Here is an 18,143-nt window from a genome sequence, read left to right on the forward strand (position 1 = left end):
TGTTCCTGATATTCCCGAGGCACTGCTCTTCTGATCAGCGTTAACCACGAAGCAGTGCCATCAGCAGCACAAGCGGGCGTTGCACAATCAACACTACCGGGTCGCCGCCGGCTTTGTCCTGACCTTGGTCCCACGACTTCGACCGGGGATTGTGGACCCTATTCGTCCAAAAGCCGCCCCCGCGCGCCATAGGGCCGATCCCGCCCCAATCCGCCCATTCTGGACGATCCGGGTCCATTTCACCATTGTGTCACAATGCACGCGGACCTCCCGGGCGCACCCCCGGAAGACCCTGCACATCCGACAAATCGGGGGCGGTGGAAACGGATCCTGGATCGCCATCCGAAGCCATTGGCCGCCCAGTGGATCGAATAAGGATCGGAATAGCAACTGATTCAAATACGCGAAACGGACTATTCCATATTCACAAGGCGGAGAATAAGCGCCGCGCAATCCTGCAGGACGGCCCACGGATTATCAGGTCCAGGGACGCGGACGGGCTCCGATCGCTCCGGCTCCCACCGAACCGCGGGCGGTGGCCGTGGGGTACCGGGCCGCGCCCCTCGCCCACGGGGGGCCGCCCGTTGCCGCGGCCCGTAGCACACCAGCGGCCGTGCCCCTCGCTCACGGGGCGGGCACGGTACGGCTCCGGGCCCCCGCCGCGTCGAGGGCCGTGCCCCTCGCTCACGGGGCGGGCACGGTACGGCTCCGGGCCCCCGCCGCGTCGAGGGCCGTGCCCCTCGCTCACGGGGCGGGCTCAGCCTCCCCCGCCCCACCGGTCCGCGTGGACGCGTACAGCCGCCGCACCAGCGCGACAACCGCGCAGGTGGTCAGCAGCGCCCACGCCTCGGCAGCGAAGACGCTGATGGCCCCGCCCTGGTAGAGGGCAGCGCCCACGTCGCACAGGGCGTGGGCGAGAACCGCCCCGAGGATCCACCAGCGCCCGATCCGCCCGGAGAACGCCATCCACACCAGGACCGACAAAGCGATGTGGAGGGCGATGGCGATCACGCGCTCGCCGACGCCCAGCAGGTACAGCGGCGCAGGAGTGGCGGCGAGGGCGTCGAGGCGCTGGGCGTAGCCGCCCCGCAGCGCCTCCGGGAGCTGGGAGAGGAAGGAGTCAGCGGCCCCGGCGTTGACGACCGTGACCGACAGGACGATGCTGGTCACCATCCCGAAGCCGGCGACCGCCACCGCCTCGATGCCCCCGTGCCCGACGCCGGCGCCGAGCGCCCGCTCGACCCCGTCGGGCCCCCGGTCGATCCTGCGCAGCAGCGCGAACCCGCTCACGCGCCCGAGCTCCTCGAACACCCCCGCCGCGAGCGCCCCGTAGAGCGCGTAGAGCGCGGCACTGCGCTGGAGCGCGGGCAGGGCGGTGAACACCGCCACGTGGGCGGCAGACTCGAGGACGAGCGCGAAGACGACGAAGACCAACGCGCCGACCACGCACGACCGCGCAGAGAAACGCCACCTGCGGCGCCCCACGGCAATGAGGACGACGGGCAGGGCGAACGCGGCCAGAGCGGCCGCCCCCATGCAGACCAGTGATGCGGTTGGAACCATGACGGCCTCGCAATCCTTCTCCAGTAGCGGCGGACAGAACGCGTCGCGCCGCATATCAAGGCTATACCCGCTTCGACGGCCCGAGGGCGTTATGAGCCGTTGCCCTTCCGCTCGGGCGCGCGAGTCCTGCCACCGGCTCCCGACGGCGTCCTGAGAGGGCCCCGCCGCGCTTGTGCGGCCTCCGCAGGCGGTTCTAGTATCTGTGGTACCCATCCCGAACGGTGATAAGGAGATTCAATGATGAAGCCCCGATCGGTCGCCGCCGCGGCCTGCCTGGCCCTGGTCCTCGGCGCCGCCTCCGCCGGCCCCGCCCTGGCGGAGGCCGCCCAGCCTCCCACGACCGAGGCTCTGACGGTCGCCACCTTCAACGCCAGTCTCAACCGCAACGCGGACGGGGAGCTCCTCGCCGACCTCGCCACCGGCGGCAACGAGCAGGCGTCGAACGTCGCGGAGACCATCCAAAGAGTCGACCCCGACATCCTCCTCATCAACGAGTTCGACTACGACGCAGAGGGGAAGGCCGTCGACCTCTTCCGCACGAACTACCTCGAAGTCGCCCACAACGGCGCTGCCCCCGTTTCATACCCCTACGCCTGGTCGGGCCCCGTGAACACCGGCGTGCCCAGCGGCTTCGACCTGGACAAGGACGGGACGACCACCGGCCCGGGCGACGCCTGGGGCTTCGGCAAGTTCCCGGGGCAGTACGGTTTCACCGTCTACTCCAAGTACCCCATCAAGACGGACCAGATCCGCACCTTCCGCAACTTCCTGTGGAAGGACATGCCGGGCGCTCTCCTGCCGTCCAACGACGACGGCACGGGCTGGTACTCCGACGAGGTGCTCCAGCGCTTCCCCCTGTCCTCCAAGACGCACGCCGACCTGCCCGTCGATGTCAACGGCACGACCGTCCACGTCCTCGCCGCGCACCCGACCCCGCCCTCCTTCGACGGTCCCGAGCAGCGCAACAAGAAGCGCAACTTCGACGAGATCCGCGTGTGGGCCGACTACATCGCGAACCGTGCCGACTACCTCTACGACGACAACGGCGTCCGAGGCGGCCTGGCCACCGACGCGAACTTCGTCATCCTCGGCGACTACAACTCCGACCCCCTCGACGGCGACTCGTACCCGGGGGCCATCGACCAGCTCCTGACCAGCCCCAGGGTGGTCGACACGATGCCGACCTCGGCGGGCGGGCCCGCCGAGGCGGAGCTCCAGGGCGGGGCGAACCTCGCGCACAAGACGGACCCGAAGTACGACACGGGCGATTTCACGGATGATCCGAGGCCCGGCAACCTGCGCATCGACTACGTCCTGCCGAACACGGGCACCCAGGTCGACGAGGCGCACGTCTTCTGGCCCACGCGCGACGACGAGCTGTTCCGCCTCACCGGCGTCCACCCCTTCCCGACCTCGGACCACCGCATGGTGTGGACCCGGCTGCGCTTCCCGGGGTCTGAGCCGTCGGCGCCCGGCCAGCCCGAGCCGGGCGACCAGGACCAGGCGCCCCCATCGGGGCAGGGCCAGGCGCCCTCGGAATCGGACAAGTCCGCCAGGCTGGCGAACACTGGCGCGAGCGCCGGTCCTCTGGGCGCGGCCCTCCTGGCTGCGGGCACGGGCGCAGGCCTTCTCGTCGCCCAGCGCCGCGCACGCCGCCGCAGGGCGTGACCGCGACGTTTTGAGCGCCCGGGGCGGGTCCTGACCGCGGCCCGCCACCGTGCTATCGCGTCGAGTGCTCCGTCTACGGGGAAGGCAGTCCGGCTAAGAACGAGGAGGCATATGGATTGGTACGCAGAAGTTCGTCTGGGGTCGTGGGCGTTGGACGCTGCCGTTACGGCGGAGCGGGTGATGCCGTGGCTGGACTCCCTTGCCCGGGTCAGCCCCCTGCTGGCCGACTGGAAACTGCTCGGCAACTCCTACTACGAGTGCCTGGTCGCCCGACCCCTCACACTCGACGCACTCCGCTTCCGCCTATGGGCGGGCCGCTACGGTGCCGATGCTCCAGAGTACGCCGCCTCACCCGCCTTCTCCGGGGACATCGACGAGGGTCCGGCCATCCTCAGCATCAACACGGGCGTCTACGTCGGACCCGGCCACCCCGGGATCCACATGCTCACGACGAGATTCGCCGATATCGCCCCCGAAGTCCTGGAAGACTTCGCCGACGCTTTCATCGACATGACAGTAAGGGCCCTGGATCCCGTCCACCTGTCCCTCTGCGACCTGGACGTGAGCGCGGACCGCGAATGGGACATGTTCATCCCAGGCTGGAAGATCTACCTGCCCCACACCGCCTCACCCACCCGCATCCAACAAGCCCAGCAGGCCGCCACCACCACCCGGCACCTCGCCACCGGCACCGTCCACACCATCGCCACCCCCACCACATACCCAACCCGCACCACCGACTGGACCAAAGACCCCAAACCCCATACCGACCCCAACGCCTGAGGCGCGGTGGAAGCAGAACCCGGCAACTCGCACTGTCCGCACGCACCCCCATGGGCCAAGTCGTCCCCCGCTTGAGTCCGCGCCCGCACCACTTGGACACTGCCCGCACCACTTAGGCCCCCGACACGCCGGGAGAACCAGGGCCCACGTCGGCCCAAGTGGCGCAGCAGCGCGCTAAGTGGTGCAACGGAACGCCAAGCGGCACAGCAGCGGGTGAATCCCGCAGCGTGGTGCGGAAAGTCGCGCAAAGCGCCGACAATGGACCGCACGCGCGGCCCCTCCCCTCAACTACGCGCACAAGGAACCGGAACTAGATAACACGGCCCGCACACAACGGCAGGATCAAGCCCTTGCGCGCGACCATATGTTGCGTAATCGCGGCCCTTGTGCGCGTAACCGATGCGGGCGCGCGGCTCGCGGCTGGCCAGCGCCTCAAGAACCGTGCGGCGGGCGCACCCCGCAAGTAACAGCCACGAACACCGCGGGCCGCCCCTGGGGGCGGCCCGCGGAGGCGTCACCTCGTGCGCTTCGAGCGGTAGTACTCGATGAGGGCGCGCGTGGAGGGGTCCTGCGCGTCCAGGGCCCCGGCGTCCCCCTCGATGGCGGGCAGGATCTGCTTGGCCAGGACCTTGCCCAGTTCCACGCCCCACTGGTCGAAGGAGTCGATGCCCCACACCGCTCCCTCGACGAAAGTGATGTGCTCGTACAGGGCGATGAGCTGGCCCAGCACCGACGGGGTCAGGGCGGGGGCCATGATCGACGTGGTGGGGCGGTTGCCCGTGAAGACGCGCGCGGGAACGATGGCCTCGGGCGTGCCCTCGGCGCGCACCTCCTCGCTGGTCTTGCCGAAGGCCAGGGCCTTCGTCTGGGCGAAGAAGTTCGACAGGAACAGCTCGTGCATGTCGGCGTCGCCGTCGCCCAGCGCCCACGTCGGGTTCGCGAAGGCGATGAAGTCAGCGGGGACCATGCGGGTGCCCTGGTGGATCAGCTGGTAGAAGGCGTGCTGGCCGTTGGTGCCCGGCTCGCCCCAGAAGACCTCGCCCGTCTCGTAGGTGACGGGGGCGCCGTCGCGGCGCACGGACTTGCCGTTGGACTCCATGGTGAGCTGCTGCAGGTACGCGGGGAAGCGGTGCAGGTACTGGGAGTAGGGCAGGACCGCGTGCGTGTCCGCGCCCAGGAAGTTCGAGTACCAGATGTTGAGCATCCCCATGAGCAGGGGGACGTTGCGCTCGGGCGGCGCCTCGACGAAGTGGCGGTCCATCTTGTGGAAGCCGTCCAGGAAGTCCGCGAACCCCTCGGGGCCGATGGCGATGGCCAGCGACGTGCCGACAGCGGAGTCCACGGAGTAGCGCCCGCCCACCCAGTTCCAGAAGCCGAAGGCGTTGGCCGGGTCGATGCCGAAGGCGGCGACCTTGTCGAGGGCGGTGGACACGGCCACGAAGTGCTTGGCGATGGCGGCCGCCTCGCTGGCCGCGTCCGTGACGATGCCGCGGCTGCGCAGTGCGCCCAGCAGCCACGCGCGCACGACCTTCGCGTTCGTGATGGTCTCCAGCGTGGTGAAGGTCTTCGAGGCGACGATGACCAGGGTGGTCTCCGGATCCAGGTCCTTCGTGGTCTCACCGGCGTCGGTGGGGTCGATGTTCGAGATGAAGCGGCACTCCAGGCCCTCCTGCACGTAGGGCTTGAGGGCCTCGTAAGCCATGACGGGGCCCAGGTCCGAGCCGCCGATGCCGACGTTGACGACGGTCCTCACGGGCTTGCCGGTGACGCCCACCCACTGCCCGGAGCGCACGCGGTTCGCGAAGGAGTAGATCTTCGCCAGCTCGGCACTCACGTCCGCGACGACGTCCTGCCCGTCGACGACCAGGGAGTCCGAGGCGGGGCGGCGCAGCGCGGTGTGGAGGACGGCGCGGTCCTCGGTGACGTTGATGTGCTCACCCGCGAACATGCGGTCGCGCAGGTCGGCGACGCCCGTCTGCTCGGCGAGGGCGAGCAGGTGCCCCACCAGCGTCGGGCACACGAGGTTCTTCGACAGGTCGACGTGGAGGTCGCCCGCTTCCAGTGTGAATCTCTCTGCGCGGCCGGGGTCGTCGGCGAAGAACTTGCGCAGGTCGGGGTCGAACTCCTCGGCCAGCTGGTCGAGCGTGTCCCACGCGGGGGCCTTCGTCGGATCGATCGCGGGAATGTCACCCATGGGTTCTCCTGTCGTTGGTTGTGTGTGCAGTGTACGACGAATGGGGCGGTGGCCGCCCGTGCGCGCTGTTCGCGCTGGGCGGCCACCGTCTCAGGACTCGGGGTCGTCGATGCTGATCGGCGCCGCCTCGATGCCGGGGTTGGCCAGCGAGACGATGCGCTGGACGGGCAGCAGGTCCCGCCACCACTGGTCGTAGGGGCGCCGGTTGACGATGTCGAGGTCGTCGAACATGTTCTTCACCAGACGCGCCTCGATGCCGCCGCCGATCTGCCCGATGTAGGTGGCGTTGGTGTCGCCGCGCTCGAACTGGCCCTCCAGATGGCCCAGGGCGCGGTTGACGAGGCGGGTGGCCAGCAGGCGGTCGAAGGGCGTGGGCGCGCCCCCCTGCTGCAGGTGCCCCAGCGCGCTGTGGCGCACGTCGTAGAGGCCCTGCGCCTCGGCGTTGAACACGTCGGCCAGGAACTCGCGGTCGTAGAACTCGCTGGTCGACTCGTTGACCAGGGTGAGGAAGAGCCTGCGCCCCCCTTTGAAGGAGGCGACCATGCGCTGGGAGTCGGCGGCGATCCGCTCCAGGGAGGGGGCGTCCTCGTTGATGTACATGTACTCGGCGCCCGTGGCCAGGGCGGTCATGAGGGTGAGGTAGCCGCAGCGGCGGCCCATGATCTCGGCGATGAAACAGCGCTTGGAGGCCGCCGCGGACTCCTTGATGCGGTCGATCGCCCACGTGGCGTTGTTGATGGCGGTGTCCGTGCCGATCGCCAGCTCGCACCCGGGCAGGTTGTTGTCGATGGACGCGGGGATGAGGATCATGGGGATCTTGAACGCCGGGTAGCGGTCCCGTTCGCCGGTCATCGCGTGGACGCCCAGGTAGGCGTTGAGCCCGCCGATGACGATGAGCGCGTCGATGGAGTTGCGCTCGATGGCGCGCCCCAGCGCGTAGTACTGCTCGACGGGGGGGACGTCGCGCTTGGTGCCCAGCTCGGCGCCGCCCTTGAAGGCCCAGCCCTCCACGTCGCCCCACGACAGCTCCCGGACGCGGTCGTCCGCCAGGCCCGACCAGGACCCGTCGACTCCGAGCATCGTCCATCCCTTGGCGATGCCGAGGCGGACGGAGACCCGGGCGGCGGTGTTCATACCCGGCGCCAGGCCGCCCGCGTGGAGGATCGCGACGCGCTTGCCGCCCCCGTCTCCGCCCGCGGCGAGCTGGGGGGGCGTGGACAGGATCTGGTTGACGCCCACCATCGCCCGGAAGGAGGCGCCGCGCGAGACCTGGGCCGCCTCGAAGTCGCCCGCGGCGATGAGGTCCTTGACGGCGCGGGTGTCGCGCACCGCCTTCATGAGGGGGATGCGGGTGATGCGGCCCCGCCGCACGCCCAGGATGCACGGCTCGTCCTCGCCCGTGCTGGCGAGGACCTCCTGGACCGCCGCGTAGCCGAGCAGCGTCGACTGCCAGCGGTCGTAGGCCGAGGGCGTGCCGCCCCGCTGGACGTGCCCGAGGATCGTGACGCGGGCGTCCTCGCCCGTGCGCTCCTTGATGGTGTCGGCGATGTGCTGGGTGGTGAGCTCGTTCCCCTCCCGGTCCTTGGCGCCCTCGGCGACCAGGACGATGGACTCGCGGCGCCCCGCCTCGCGCCCGAAGTGCAGGTGCCGGGCGAGTTCGTCCTCCCACCCGGGTCCGGCGGGGTCCTCGGGGGTGAACACGTAGTCGGCCCCGCCCGCGACGGCCGCCATGAGGGGCAGGTACCCGCAGTGGCGGCCCATGACCTCGATGACGAAGGCGCGCTGGTGGGAGGCGGCGGTGGAGGTGAGCTGGTCGATGGCGTCGACGATGCGGTGCAGCGCCGTGTCCGCGCCGATGGTCATGTCGGTGCCGACCATGTCGTTGTCGATGGAGCCGACCAGTCCGACGACGACCAGGGCGGGGTGGGCCCGCGCGGTCTCCTCGGTGATGGCCCCCTCGGCGGCCAGCTCCTGGACGTGCTGCGCCCATTCCCGGCGGAACTCGTCGGTGCCGGACAAGGATCCGTCGCCGCCGACGACGACGAGGTGGTCGATACCGTGCTCCAGCAGGTTGCGGGCGGCGGTGTGGCGGCCCGCGTACTCACGGAAGGCGGCGCAGCGCGCGGTCCCGATGACGGTCCCGCCCTCGGCGAGGATCGACGACACGTCGGACCACCGCATCTCCTTGATGGCGCTCCCGCCGTCGACGGCGCCCTGCCATCCCTCCATGATCGCGTAGGGCGTGGCGCCGCGCGCCAGGGCGGTGCGGACGACGGCGCGCACCGCCGCGTTCATTCCCTGGGCGTCGCCGCCCGAGGTGAGGATTCCGATGCGTGTGGGGGTCTGCTGGGTGAACGCGTCCATGTCGTCCCTTTCCATGCGAGCGGTGGCCGGCCCGAAGGGCCGCTCACCAGCCCATTGTATTCGACCCGGGTGCGCCTGTGCAGGGCGCAAGGTCCCCTGATCCGCCCTCACCGACGCGCTGGGCGCAGCTTCGCCGGCGTTCCGGGCGGCGGAGTCGGCGAGCTCCTGGGGGAGGGCGATCGCGAAGCCGAAGGAGAGGATCTTCGAAGCGGACCCCGTCAGATGGATCGTCGCGCACAGGGGGACGGTCGACGAGGCCGCCGCGTCGGACACCCCGTTGCGCCTCGCCTGGCGCGGGGCGGGCGGTCAGTGGACGGCCATCGTGGAGGTGTAGCTGGAGAGGTAGGCGATGGCGCCGGCGACCGCCAGCAGAACGGCGGCGTCCGCGCCGCGGTACCGGGAGGTGAACCACGGCCTGCCCGGGATGGCCAGGCGGGCGCCCGCGACGACGACGAGCGTGGCGACCAGCGCCCACACCGCGCGGTGCGGGTGGTCGAGGACGGTGAGGCCCACGACGGAGCCGATGCCGCCGACGATCACGCACCCCGTGAGGGCGCCGAGCACCGCACGGCCCCTGTCGTTCCTCTTGTCCACGCGCCCACTGTAGCGCGCGACCGGGCGGGGGCGCCCAGGCGGACCACGGCATGGCGGGTTGCGCATTCGCGGTAGAATGTTCGCGCATTACGTACACCCGCACGCATTGAAGGAGATTTGTGTGACTTCCCGCTACATCGTCGTAGGATCCGGTTCCCACGAGGCGGCGGCCCTCGTGCTGGACCAACTCGCCACCGCGTTCGGGGCCAGCTCCTCGGTCGCCCGTGTGCCGGCCTTCGCCGGAACTGACGCGGACAGCGCGGCCCTCGGCGCCGCCTCCGCGCTGCCGGACGCGGTCGGCGCGGTCAGGGAGCGAACAGCCGATGTGGTCCTCATCGAGTCCTCCTCCGCCTGCGCGAACCGCTCCTTCGACGCGCCGGGCTGGGACTTCTCCCTGGCCGCCTCGGTGGGCGCCGGCGTGGTCCTGGCCCCCGACACGGAGGGCGTCGGCGCCGAACTGCTGGCACAGGAGGCGGCGACCGCCGTCTCGCGGGCGGCCGACCACCAGGCCGCCGTCGTGGCCCTCGCCCTCCCCGCGGCCCTCGTCGGGCGCGTCGACTCCCCCGTGCCCGTCCTCCCCCTGCCCGTGGACGGCGGGGGGCTGGACGCCCTGGCCCGCGCCGCCGCGCCCAGCGCGGTGACGCCCCTGGCGTTCCAGGCGGACCTCGTCGAGCGCGCACGCGCCGACCGCAAGCGCATCGTCCTGCCCGAGCCCGACGACGACCGCGTCCTGCGGGCCGCGGCGCAGGTCCTCGCCGCGGGTATCGCCGACATCACCTTCGTCGGCGACGCCGACTACGTGGCCAAGCGGGCGGGGGAGCTCGGCCTGGACCTCGGCGCCGCCCAGGTCGTCTCCACGGGCGACCCCGCCTACCTGGAGCGCTACGCCGAGGAGTTCGCGCGGCTGCGCGCCAAGAAGGGCGTCACGCTGGAGCAGGCCCGGGAGAAGGTCCAGGACGTGTCCTACTTCGGCACGATGATGGTCCACATGGGCGACGCGGACGGCATGGTCTCGGGAGCGGCCCACACGACCGCCCACACGATCGTCCCCTCCTTCCAGATCATCAAGACCGCCCCGGGCGTGTCCGTCGTGTCCTCGATCTTCCTGATGCTGATGAAGGACCGCGTGTGGGCGTTCGGCGACTGCGCGGTCAACCCCAACCCCACTCCCGAGCAGCTGGCCGACATCGCGGTCACCAGCGCGCGCACGGCCGCCCAGTTCGGCGTGGACCCCAGGGTCGCGATGCTGTCCTACTCGACGGGCTCGTCGGGCTCGGGCCCGGACGTGGACGCGGTCGTCGAGGCCACCCGCCTCGCCCGCGAGAAGGCGCCGGAGCTGGCCATCGAGGGGCCCATCCAGTTCGACGCCGCCGTCGACAGCGCCGTCGCCGAGAAGAAGCTGCCCGGTTCCGAGGTCGCGGGCAGGGCCACCGTCTTCGTGTTCCCCTCCCTGGAGGCCGGAAACATCGGCTACAAGGCCGTCCAGCGCTCCTCCGGCGCCGTCGCCGTCGGCCCGGTCCTGCAGGGCCTGAACAAGCCCGTCAACGACCTGTCGCGCGGCGCCCTGGTCGAGGACATAGTCAACACCGTCGCCCTGACCGCCGTCCAGGCGCAGGGCTGAGCGCCCGGGCCCCTCCGCGACGGCCGCGCGAGGGGCCCGGCCGCACCTCCAATCCATCAGCACGAACCCGAAAGGCAGGCGCATGCCCTCTCAGACCGTCCTCGTTATCAACTCCGGCTCCTCCTCCATCAAGTACCAACTGGTGGATCCCGAGACCGGCGACGCCCTGGCCAAGGGCCTCGTCGAGCGGATCGGCGACCCCATGGGCGTCATCACGCACACCCACGGCGGGGCCGTGACCGAGGAGGAGATGCCCGTCCCCGACCACACCGTCGGCATGCGCGAGGTCCTGCGCCTCTTTGACACGGAGGGCCCGACCCTGGCCGAGGCGGGCATCGTCGCCGTCGGCCACCGCATCGTCCAGGGCGGACGCCACTTCGACGGCCCGGCGCTGATCACCGACGGGGTCCGCGACCTCATCGAGGAGCTGTGTCCACTGGCTCCCCTGCACAACCCGGCCCACCTCAAGGGCATCGACGTGGCGCGCGAGCTCATGCCCGGCGTCCCCCACGTCGCCGTTTTCGACACCGCGTTCTTCCAGCAGCTGCCCGACCGGAGCGCCCTCTACGCCCTGGAGACGGAGACCGCGGAGAAGTACTCGGTGCGCCGCTACGGCGCCCACGGCACCTCCCACCAGTTCGTCTCCCAGGAGATCGCGAAGATGCTGGGGCGCGACGACCTCAAGCAGATCGTGCTGCACCTGGGCAACGGCGCCTCCGCGTCCGCAGTCCGCTGCGGCAAGCCGATCGACACCTCCATGGGCCTGACCCCCCTGGAGGGCCTCATGATGGGGACCCGCACGGGCGACATCGACCCCGCGGTGGTCTTCCACTTGGAGCGCGTCGCGGGCATGAGCGTCGGGGAGGTCGACACGCTCTTCAACAAGAAGTCCGGTATGAAGGGCATGACGGGGGAGTCCGACATGCGCAGCGTGTGGGCGATGATCGACAACGACGACGATCCCGTGGCCCAGAAGCGCGCCCGCACTGCGATGGACGTCTACGTGAACCGCCTGGTGAAGTACGTGGGCTCCTACACGGCGGAGCTGGGCGGCCTGGACGTCATCACCTTCACCGCAGGCATCGGCGAGAACGACGTGCACGTGCGCCGTGAGCTGGCCGAGGCGCTCTCCCCCTTCGGCGTCAAGATCGATGTCGAGGCGAACAAGGCGCGCAGCGGCGAGCCGCGCGTCATCTCGGCGCCGGACTCGACCGTGGAACTGGTCGTCTTCCCGACCAACGAGGAGCTGGCCATCGCGCGCCAGGCCCTTGCCTTCGCCTGATCCCTCCCCGGCGGCGGGGGCCGGGGCCCTTGATCGGGCCCCGGCCAATACCTCCGGGCGCGCCAAGGACCCATTGACTTCCACCAACGAAAGGCATAGAGTTATGCCTGGTAACGGTGAGCTTGTCCTCGCAGAGTGCCAATCCGCAGACCCGCGCTCGCACCTCGTGCGGCGTGGGTTCTTGCGTTTCACGAGACTTATAAGGAGTGGCCGTGCTCATCGCCTACATCGATGAGGTCGGCGAGGCTGGCGCGTCCATCTCAAAGGACCGCAGCGATTCCAACACGTCACCCGTATTTGGCCGCGTAGGTTTCATCATGAGACGCGCGGGGCGACAGGAAGTAACTGAACTCCACATCCGCAGCGGCATCAAGGACACACGCCGCATTATAGCCCGCTTGCGCGCGCCACCACGAGCATTCCGGCCTTCGCCGCTTCCATCCGCGCCTTCTCCTCGGGGCTTATTCTCTGGCTGATCGACATCGCAAGCGCGGGACGCTCTCTCGCGAAGATGTCGGAGTTATGGAGATCCCGAACCCCTCCCCGGGAATGCGACAGGTACAGTTTTGACTCAATCGTCGGTTTCCTCCGCATCAGCTCCTCGAAGGCTGTTGGAACCCACTCATAGGGGCTGTCATCAATGGTGGGAGTCTTTCCCCCACCGTTCCGTAGCAGTGCCCAGCGTCTTCTCCTCCCCGTAGACGAATAAGCGTCCTCCACGGGAGCAGAGAAAACGCACGAGCTCCCGAAAGCCGGCGATCCGTTGTAGTTCTTATGCGCCTTACTGACAAACGCTCCCGCCTCGGCAACTTCATCAAGATAAGCAACCAGCATCTGACCCCTTCCGCTGAATAGACGGAAACCCACGCCGCAAGGGCGTGGGCCTTCGATGTGGCACTCTGAGTAATTGTCCCGTTACCAATCCCAATGGGACACGGGCAGACGAGCTGTGTCCACCGTGGGCAGCTAGAGCCCCTCTGGATCGACGAGTGCCAGGGCCCGCGGCGCGCGGCAGACCCGCACCGTCTGCCCCCACGTGAGGACGAGCCTGTCCGCCTCCATGCCGTCGCCGAACAGGACCAGGGACTCGGAGGCGACGCTCAGGCCCAGTTCCTCCCCCTCCCCCAGGATCCCCTCCGTGCACTCGGTCCCCGTGCACGGCGAGGGCCAGGCCTCGCGCACGAACCACGCGAGCGACTGGGAGGTCGGCCCGGGCAGGTCCCCCATGCCGCGTCCGCGCTTGAGGGAGGCGCCCCAGCCGGTGGCCCCCGTCCCGGTGCTGACGACGACCCCGGAGGAGGACTGCCTCTCGGCGCGCCGGGGCAGCGCCAGCTCGTACCGGGCGCTCTGGTGGCCGGGGTGGCCGATGAACACCTCGTTGAGGGCGGTCAGCGAACGGGAGTCGTCGACCGTCGCGCGCACCATCGTCAGATGGTCGACGCCCACCCGTTCCCCCTCGTCGAGGCGGCGGCACACGGACACCCCCTGGTCGGGCGTGCAGCGCACGAGCACGCCGGCGTTCGATCCGGGCGCGGAGTCGACTCCGATGACGATCTGGTCGGCGACGTACTTGGCGGTGTTGGCGACCAGCCCGTCCGGCCCGACGACGACGATGACGTCCTCGGGGGCGAAGAGGAAGCGCGAAAGGGAATCGCGTTCCACGTCGGCGCTGGCCCACCCCCGTGGGATCCCCGCCCGCACGCGGGCCAGGGCGCTCACGTGCGCCTCGTGGGCGCGCTCGACCGCTTCGAGGGTGCGCCCGCGCGAGCGCAGGACGAACTCGACCTGCCCCCGCGTCGAGTAGCGGTCCATGAGCTCGTCGTACTCGGTGGGGCGGTGGACGACGACTGCCCGGCGCCGCACGCTACTCGCCCCGCTTGGCGGAGCCGGCGAAGGCGGAGAGGACGTCGGTGAGCATGTCGGGGGTGATGGTCACCGACCCGATGGAGGGCATGTTGTGGGCCATCTCCTTGAGGGCGAAGGCGCGCACCACGTCGGGCCCGGCTTCGGCCAGGGCGCGGACGTAGGCCGCCTCGTTGGCGATCTTGGCGCCGCCGACGCGCTTCCAGTCGTCCTCGTTGGCCTTGGCCAGGGTCTCGATGCGCCGCGCCTCGGCTTCGACGGCGATCGCGTCGGCGGCGGCCTTCTCCTCCGCCTCGCGCCGGCTGTTGCGGCCCTCCTGGTCGACCAGGTCGGCGCGTTTGCGGGCCAGGTCGAGCTTCGACTGCAGCTCGTTCTCGGAGATCTGGGACTCGCGCGCGACCGCGAGGGCCCTGCGCTCGTACAGGGCGCGGTCGGCCTCGGCCTGGAGCCGTTCGAGGAGCGGGGCTCGCAGGGAGGATTCGACGCCCTCGTCGGGGCGCAGCGCCATGAGCCGGGCGTCGACGACGCCCACGCCGGTGGCGCGCAGTTGTTCGTCGCGCTCGAAGGCGAGGACGAGGGCGGCGCCGACCTCGTCGAGCGAGCCGGAGATGGCCTCGGACAGGGGCATCGCCGCGATCGCCGAGGCCAGGGAGGAGGAGGCGAGCCGGGTGACCAGTTCGTCGATCTGCCACAGGCCCTGCGGATCGGCGGAGGCGCCGCGCGGGTAGAGACCGAAGTCGTAGTGCTTGGCGGCGGCTTCGGGGTCCTCGATCCGGTAGGTGATGGACACCTGCGCGTTGACGTTCTGCTGGTCGGCGGAGGGGGTCTGGACGAGGAAGCTGTGGGCGCGGTCCGCGATGGGCACTTCGGCGAGCGCGCTCCTTCCGGCGCGCAACCAGAAGGACTGGCCGACTCCGGACCGGATGGTGCGCCCGGCGCGGATCTGGATGACGTGGTCGCCGGGGCCGCCCTGGTAGCGGATGACGAGGGGGTGGTGGTGGAGGGTTCCCATGGCGTTCTCCTTGCTCGGGTGGTTCCCACTTGTTTACGTCATACCGACGATAACCTCCCGCCTGTTTAATGTCAACTCGACGCAAACGGGGTAGGATAACGTCATGATCACCCCGCTCGCCTTCCCGATCGCGGTCGACGTCGTCGCCCTGACGGTCATCGACCGCGCCCTGCACTGCCTCGTCGTGACACGGGGCATCGACCCCTACCGGGGGCGGCCCGCGCTGCCGGGCGGCTTCGTGCGCGAGAACGAGCAGACCCTCCAGGCGGCCGAACGCGAACTCGAGGAGGAAACCGGCATCACTCCCCCCGGGCACCTCGAACAGCTCCGCTCCTACGGCCCCCAGGGCCGCGACCCCAGGGGCCCCGTCCTCTCCGTCGCCCACCTGCTCCTCGCCCCCCGCTTCTCCCCCGCGCGCCCGGGAGGCGACGCCGCCGGAGCGCACTGGCGCCCCGTCGACGCGCTGCTCGCACCCGGCTCGCCCCTCGCCTTCGACCACGCGGCCATCCTGGCCGACGGGGTCGAGCGCGCCCGCTCCAAGATCGAGTACTCCCCCCTGGCCACGTCCTTCTGCGGCCCCGAGTTCACGATCACGCAGCTCCGCACCGCCTACGAGGCGATCTGGGGCGCGCCCCTGGACCCGCGCAACTTCCACCGCAAGGCGACCAAGACGGCGTCCTTCATAGAAGCGACCGGGAGGACGGCCCGCGAGGGCGCGGGGCGCCCGGCCGCCCTGTACCGCCTCACCCCCGGCGTCGACGAAACGGCATTCGTCCTGGACCCGCCCCTGCGCCGACCGGCCGGACCGGCCCCGGCCCCGCCGACGACCGCCCCTCCCCCGCCGATTGCGCGACAATAGGGCGAGCACTGAAGGAGAACCATGAACTTCCATTCCCTCTACGACCAGGGCTTCGCCCGCGTCGCCGCCGTCACCCTGCCGGTCCACCCGGCCCGTCCCGCCGACAACGCGCGCGAGATCATCGACGCCGCGCGCCAGCTCTCCGAGCGCGGCGTCGCACTGGCGGTGTTCCCCGAGCTGTGCGTCTCCGGCTACGCGCTCGACGACCTCCTCCTGCAGGACACCCTCCTCGACAACGTCGAGAAGGCCCTGGCCTCGATCGTCGGGGCCAGCGCCGGCCTGCTGCCCCTCCTCGTCGTCGGAGCCCCGCTGCGCAAGGACAACGCCCTGTACAACTGCGCCATCGCCATCCACCGCGGGCGCGTCCTCGCGATCATCCCCAAGTCCCACCTGCCCAACTACCGCGAGTTCTACGAGAAGCGCTACTTCGTCACCATGCCCCCGCGCGCGTGCGAGCGCATCGAGGCGCCCTGGGGCGGCATCGAGGAGTTCAGCGGCGCCCCCGTGTGGGTCCCCTTCGGCCAGGTCCTCCTGTCCGCAGCCGACGTGCCCGGCCTGACCATCGGCATCGAGATCTGCGAGGACATGTGGGTGCCCGTCACCCCTGCCACCGAGCTGGCGCTCGCGGGCGCGACCGTCCTGGCGAACCTGTCCGCCTCCCCGATCACCGTGGGGCGCGGCGCCGACCGCGAGCTCATGGTGCGCTCGGTCTCCGCGCGCTGCTCGGCGGCCTACGTGTACACGGCGGCCGGCATGGGCGAGTCCAGCACAGACCTCGCGTGGGACGGGGAGACCATGGTCTACGAGGCCGGGGACCGCCTCGCCATCGGCGAGCGCTTCCAGGAGGGCGCCCACATGACGATCGCCGACGTGGACCTCGAGCGCCTGCGCACCGAGCGCAAACGGCAGAACTCGTTCACCGACAACGCCCAGCGCTACTTCGCGGGCGACGAGCGGATGACCCCGCAGGAAGTCGAGTTCACGCTCAACCCTCCGCGCACGGACCTGGGGCTCCAGCGCCCTGTCGACCGCTTCCCCTTCGTCCCCGACGACCCGTCGCGCCTGGAGCAGGACTGCTACGAGGCCTACAACATCCAGGTCGCGGGCCTGGTCCAGCGCCTGCGCGCGATCGGAGACCCGAAGGTCGTCATCGGAGTCTCCGGCGGTCTGGACTCGACCCACGCCCTGGTCGTGGCCTCCCGCGCGATGGACCTGCTGGGGCGTCCGCGCACGGACATCCTGTGCTACACGCTGCCCGGATTCGCCACCTCCGAGCGCACCAAGAAGAACGCGACCCTGCTGTGCCGCTACCTGGGCACCTCCTTCCAGGAGATCGACATCCGCCCGGCGGCCACTCAGATGCTGGCCGACATCGGACACCCCTACGGGGAGGGCGAGGCCGCCTACGACGTCACCTTCGAGAACGTCCAGGCCGGCCTGCGCACCGACTACCTGTTCCGCTTGGCCAACCACCTGGGCGGCATCGTGCTGGGCACGGGCGACCTGTCCGAGTTGGCGCTGGGCTGGTGCACCTACGGCGTGGGCGACCAGATGAGCCACTACGCGGTCAACACGGGCGTGCCCAAGACCCTCATGCAGCACCTGATCCGCTGGGTCGTGGCCTCCAAGCAATTCGACGACCATGTCGGCGAGGTGCTCCTGTCGATCCTCAACACGGAGATCTCCCCCGAGCTGGTTCCTGCCAAGCCGGGCGAGAAGATGCAGTCCACGCAGGACAAGATCGGCCCCTACAACCTGCAGGACTTCACGCTGTACCACGTGCTGCGCCGCGGGGCGCGCCCCTCGAAGATCGCGTTCCTGGCGGAGAAGGCATGGTCGGACGCGAGCGTGGGCGACTGGCCCGCCGGTTTCCCCGAGGAGGACAAGGCCGCCTACTCACTGGCCGAGATCGTCAAGTGGGAGCGCCTGTTCCTGCAGCGCTTCTTCAGCCAGCAGTTCAAGCGCAGCGCCCTGCCCAACGGCCCGAAGGTCATGGCGGGCGGCTCCCTGTCCCCTCGCGGGGATTGGCGCATGCCCGCCGACGTGTCGGGCGCGGATTGGGTCGCCGAACTCGACGGGGCCGTGGAGGGTTTGTTCGAGGCGTGAGCACCGCCCGCACCGGCGCCCCGCCGCTGCCAGAACGCGGGGCGCAGCGGGCGCTCGGCCAGGATAGGAGGAATGATATGGGCACAGCCGCCCAGTGGGCCTTCGTGCTCGTCGGCGTTGGACTGGCGGCCCTCGGGGCGTTCGAACTGGCCGTCGGGGTGTGCGCCCGGGCCGGGCGCGCCTCGGGCCGCCTGGCTCTGCCCCTGCCCGTCGAGGCGGGGTCGGCCCGGTGGG

Annotated in this window: 13 protein-coding genes; 6 read left to right on the forward strand and 7 right to left on the reverse strand. The window is 70.3% G+C overall.

The window, feature by feature from the left end; all coding sequences use genetic code 11:
• Window positions 1-744: 744 nt before the first annotated feature.
• Window positions 745-1,617, reverse strand: coding sequence for a YhfC family intramembrane metalloprotease (locus BH719_RS04015; protein WP_009743475.1), 873 nt, complete (start codon window positions 1,615-1,617; stop codon window positions 745-747).
• 183 nt (window positions 1,618-1,800) lie between these two features.
• On the opposite strand from BH719_RS04015, the gene BH719_RS04020 reads away from it, so the two are divergent.
• A complete protein-coding gene (locus tag BH719_RS04020) occupies window positions 1,801-3,231 on the forward strand; it encodes an endonuclease/exonuclease/phosphatase family protein (protein ID WP_009743476.1) in 1,431 nt (476 codons plus the stop codon).
• 111 nt (window positions 3,232-3,342) lie between these two features.
• Window positions 3,343-4,014 (forward strand): hypothetical protein, encoded by a 672-nt coding sequence (locus BH719_RS04025; protein ID WP_009743477.1) that lies wholly within the window; start codon window positions 3,343-3,345, stop codon window positions 4,012-4,014.
• A gap of 514 nt (window positions 4,015-4,528) precedes the next feature.
• Here the strand turns inward: BH719_RS04025 and pgi are convergent.
• The 3 genes from pgi to BH719_RS04040 form a co-directional block, all read right to left on the reverse strand.
• Window positions 4,529-6,208: a glucose-6-phosphate isomerase gene (gene pgi / locus BH719_RS04030; protein WP_009743478.1), complete on the reverse strand. Its 1,680-nt coding sequence runs from the start codon at window positions 6,206-6,208 to the stop codon at window positions 4,529-4,531.
• A gap of 90 nt (window positions 6,209-6,298) precedes the next feature.
• Window positions 6,299-8,572, reverse strand: a complete 2,274-nt coding sequence (locus BH719_RS04035) for a 6-phosphofructokinase (RefSeq protein ID WP_034255228.1) — start codon at window positions 8,570-8,572, stop codon at window positions 6,299-6,301.
• Between the two features lie 306 nt (window positions 8,573-8,878).
• On the reverse strand, window positions 8,879-9,166 hold the full coding sequence (locus tag BH719_RS04040) for a hypothetical protein (protein ID WP_009743480.1): 288 nt from the start codon (window positions 9,164-9,166) through the stop codon (window positions 8,879-8,881).
• Between the two features lie 76 nt (window positions 9,167-9,242).
• Between BH719_RS04040 and pta the strand changes: the two genes are divergently transcribed.
• Together pta and BH719_RS04050 are read left to right on the forward strand one after the other, a co-directional pair.
• Complete coding sequence (gene pta, locus BH719_RS04045; protein WP_009743481.1) at window positions 9,243-10,787, forward strand: phosphate acetyltransferase; 1,545 nt, start codon at window positions 9,243-9,245, stop codon at window positions 10,785-10,787.
• An 82-nt stretch (window positions 10,788-10,869) separates the two neighbouring features.
• Window positions 10,870-12,069, forward strand: a complete 1,200-nt coding sequence (locus BH719_RS04050) for an acetate/propionate family kinase (RefSeq protein ID WP_009743482.1) — start codon at window positions 10,870-10,872, stop codon at window positions 12,067-12,069.
• Between the two features lie 387 nt (window positions 12,070-12,456).
• Here BH719_RS04050 and BH719_RS09830 read toward each other — a convergent pair whose 3' ends face one another.
• The 3 genes from BH719_RS09830 to BH719_RS04065 form a co-directional block, all read right to left on the reverse strand.
• The gene (locus BH719_RS09830; RefSeq protein WP_009743483.1) at window positions 12,457-12,903 is read right to left on the reverse strand and encodes a hypothetical protein; all 447 of its coding nucleotides are present in this window, start codon (window positions 12,901-12,903) and stop codon (window positions 12,457-12,459) included.
• Window positions 12,904-13,035: 132 nt separating this feature from the next.
• Entirely contained in the window at window positions 13,036-13,932 is an 897-nt protein-coding gene (locus tag BH719_RS04060; RefSeq protein WP_009743484.1) for a diacylglycerol kinase catalytic domain-containing protein, read from the reverse strand.
• Window position 13,933: 1 nt separating this feature from the next.
• On the reverse strand, window positions 13,934-14,944 hold the full coding sequence (locus BH719_RS04065) for an SPFH domain-containing protein (RefSeq protein WP_009743485.1): 1,011 nt from the start codon (window positions 14,942-14,944) through the stop codon (window positions 13,934-13,936).
• Window positions 14,945-15,047: 103 nt separating this feature from the next.
• Between BH719_RS04065 and BH719_RS04070 the strand changes: the two genes are divergently transcribed.
• Both BH719_RS04070 and BH719_RS04075 read left to right on the forward strand, forming a co-directional pair.
• Window positions 15,048-15,803 carry an NUDIX hydrolase gene (locus tag BH719_RS04070; protein WP_009743486.1) on the forward strand — a complete coding sequence of 252 codons (756 nt, stop codon included), beginning with the start codon at window positions 15,048-15,050 and terminating at the stop codon, window positions 15,801-15,803.
• 21 nt (window positions 15,804-15,824) lie between these two features.
• Window positions 15,825-17,909, forward strand: a complete 2,085-nt coding sequence (locus BH719_RS04075) for an NAD(+) synthase (protein ID WP_009743487.1) — start codon at window positions 15,825-15,827, stop codon at window positions 17,907-17,909.
• The last annotated feature ends 234 nt before the right edge of the window (window positions 17,910-18,143 follow it).

Origin of the sequence: Pauljensenia hongkongensis (assembly GCF_001746855.1) — a bacterium.
GTDB classification, from domain to species: domain Bacteria; phylum Actinomycetota; class Actinomycetes; order Actinomycetales; family Actinomycetaceae; genus Pauljensenia; species Pauljensenia hongkongensis.